Here is a 2741-nt window from a genome sequence, read left to right on the forward strand (position 1 = left end):
CGCCGAGCTATGGTGCAGCGATCACCGAATTGAAGCGCGAAGGAAAGCTGGACCGGGAGACGGCCCACCGGCAGGTGAAGTATCTCAATAACGTGATCGAGGCCGATCACGGAAAGCTCAAGATACTGATCAAGCCGGTGCGCGGTTTCAAATCGATCCCCACGGCCTATGCCACGATCAAGGGATTCGAAGTCATGCGAGCCCTGCGCAAAGGACAGGCTCGCCCCTGGTGCCTGCAGCCCGGCATCAGGGGCGAGGTGCGCCTTGTGGAGAGAGCTTTTGGCATTGGGCCCTCGGCGCTGACGGAGGCCATGGGCATGCTCAACCACCATTTCGCAGCAGCCGCCTGATCGGCGCAGAGCGACAGCCTACCTCTGACTGCCGCCAATCTTTGCAACAGAGCCATCAAAAGAAACCTGAGATCATCTGCTCAGGTACTTGAAAGCCCGGCTCAGTTTTTGTCCCAGACCAGCGGAAGCCCCTTGAGAACCGTCGTCGCCACGGAAGGCATGTATTCCAGCTTGAAACCATCAGCGAGACGCATGTTGGGAATACGGCGCATCAGTTCTTCGTAGGCCGCTTTTGCTTCGATACGGGACAGGTACTGTCCTGCGCAGACGTGACGACCGAAGCCGAAAGAGACCATTTCCTTGATATTGTCGCGGTTCAGGCGAAACGTCTCAGGTTCGGGGAATACATCGGGGTCAAGATTTGCAGCGGTGAGATCGAGGTAGACGATCGATCCGGATTCGATTTTCTGGCCGCATAGTTCTACATCCGACAGCGTTCGCCGGAACAGCCCGTCGACCGGACAGCGACGGCGCAGCGTTTCGGAAATCGCCGCGGGGATCAGCGACGGATCCTCGGTAAGAGTGTCCTTGAGGTCCGGCGTGGTCAGCACGAAATAGGTGAGGTGCGCGATCAGCGTTGCCGTGGTGTCATGACCAGCCGCCCCGAATTCCAGTGCGTTGCAAACATTGGCGCTGATCGTGATCGTGCGTGAGCCGTCCGGTTCGCGCAGCTGCAACAGGTTTGACAGCATGTTGTTGCCGGGATTGCGATCAAGGTTCTCGACGACTTCGCGCAGGTAGTCGTTCGCCTCCGCCAGGTCTTCCCAGTTCTGCCGCAGTACCTCTTCCGGCATCGGCACGAAGAATCTTGCGTCGGCGCGCTCCGGTACCTTAGGGGTGAACAGCTGGAAGAAGCAGTTGGACCAGCGATGATAATCTTCCGCCCGTTCCTTGGGGATCCCGAGCATATCGACGATCAAGTAGAGCGCAAGTTTGTAGCTGAAATCGTGGAGGAGATCGCATTCGCCCTTGTCGATGAAGGTATCGATAAGTTCGTTGGCGATCCGGCGAACGACCTCGTCCTTACCCACCAGCCGACCGGGGAGGAGGGCTTGCTGGACGGGAACCCTGAGCTTGGTGTGCTCCGGCGGGTCCATCGAGGGCAGATGCACGTCGGTGTAAAGGTCCGGCACGCGCGGCGCGATATCATCGGGCGGGGGGAGCAGGCCAAACGCGACAGAAGAAAAGACCTGCGGAGTGAACAAGGCCGAGCGCACATCCTTGTGCTTGCTGACGATCCACAAATTCAGCGGCTTATAGAAGTGCAGCGGATAGTCCCTAAGGGCGCGGGCTGCGTATTTTTCGCGGTTGCAGGCATATTCGGGCGAAAAGATGTCGAGGTCTGGAAAGACCGGCAGTGTCTGAGGGTTCATGTTCGGATTCCCGCTCATTTTCGAATTGGGAAGGAAGGACGGCGTCGGCGCGCGTGCGCAGACAGCCTAGGCGCTCAGGAGTCCGGCGGGATCGTGAGCTTAAGGCCATCCAGTTCGGCCGTGACCGGTATTTGGCAGGAGAGCCGCGACCGTCCGGGGGTCGAGACCAGGCCGGAAAGCAGCATCTCCTCGTCGGAGGAGACCGGCGGCAGGGTCCCGGCGGGAGCAGCGTCGATGTAGACGTGGCAGGTCGCGCAGGAGCAGCATCCGCCGCATATCGCCTCGACGCCGTCGATATTGGCGTCGCGAAGGGCTTCCATCAGGAACCCGGAGGCTGCGACGTCGAGTTCGCGTATCTCCCCATCGCGGGTAGTCACTTGGATATGAGGCATTTTCTTCCAACTCCCGTCAGGCTCGCTTGGCTGGTGTAGGCATTGGCAAACCGAAGATCCGACGCCTCGTCGCCCGCTTGGTCGCGTTCTGTTCGACCGAATCGTGCGGCGTCAGAGCGCTTGCTATGCTATATTGATCCCTTTATCAATAGCGGGAAGCGTGCGGACTTCTGCGGCCAAGCGACGTTTGCAATCAGGCTGTGCGGAGGCCATAGGGCCGCTGGCTCTGTTGCAAAGATTGGCGGCAGTCAGAGGTAGGCTGTCGCTCTGCGCCGATCAGGCGGCTGCTGCGAAATGGTGGTTGAGCATGCCCATGGCCTCCGTCAGCGCCGAGGGCCCAATGCCAAAAGCTCTCTCCACAAGGCGCACCTCGCCCCTGATGCCGGGCTGCAGGCACCAGGGGCGAGCCTGTCCTTTGCGCAGGGCTCGCATGACTTCGAATCCCTTGATCGTGGCATAGGCCGTGGGGATCGATTTGAAACCGCGCACCGGCTTGATCAGTATCTTGAGCTTTCCGTGATCGGCCTCGATCACGTTATTGAGATACTTCACCTGCCGGTGGGCCGTCTCCCGGTCCAGCTTTCCTTCGCGCTTCAATTCGGTGATCGCTGCACCATAGCTCGGCG

2 protein-coding genes and 2 pseudogenes are annotated in these 2741 nt (G+C 59.8%); 1 reads left to right on the forward strand and 3 read right to left on the reverse strand.

The window, feature by feature from the left end; all coding sequences use genetic code 11:
- A pseudogene (locus D2V17_RS16435) lies at positions 1–350 on the forward strand (IS6-like element IS6100 family transposase); the annotation flags it as partial.
- A 101-nt stretch (positions 351–451) separates the two neighbouring features.
- Here the strand turns inward: D2V17_RS16435 and D2V17_RS16440 are convergent.
- The 3 genes and pseudogenes from D2V17_RS16440 to D2V17_RS16455 form a co-directional block, all read right to left on the reverse strand.
- Positions 452–1723, reverse strand: coding sequence for a cytochrome P450 (locus D2V17_RS16440; protein ID WP_191229246.1), 1272 nt, complete (start codon positions 1721–1723; stop codon positions 452–454).
- Between the two features lie 74 nt (positions 1724–1797).
- Entirely contained in the window at positions 1798–2115 is a 318-nt protein-coding gene (locus D2V17_RS16445) for a 2Fe-2S iron-sulfur cluster-binding protein (protein ID WP_119594020.1), read from the reverse strand.
- Between the two features lie 276 nt (positions 2116–2391).
- A pseudogene (locus tag D2V17_RS16455) lies at positions 2392–2741 on the reverse strand (IS6-like element IS6100 family transposase); the annotation flags it as partial.

It is taken from the genome of Aurantiacibacter xanthus, assembly GCF_003584015.1.
Taxonomy (GTDB): Bacteria; Pseudomonadota; Alphaproteobacteria; order Sphingomonadales; family Sphingomonadaceae; genus Alteraurantiacibacter; species Alteraurantiacibacter xanthus.

Excerpts from the sequence above, each read along its gene's own strand:
- D2V17_RS16440 (WP_191229246.1), bottom strand. The coding sequence starts at position 1,723 with ATGAACCCTCAGACACTGCCGGTCTTTCCAGACCTCGACATCTTTTCG.
- D2V17_RS16445 (WP_119594020.1), bottom strand. The coding sequence starts at position 2,115 with ATGCCTCATATCCAAGTGACTACCCGCGATGGGGAGATACGCGAACTC.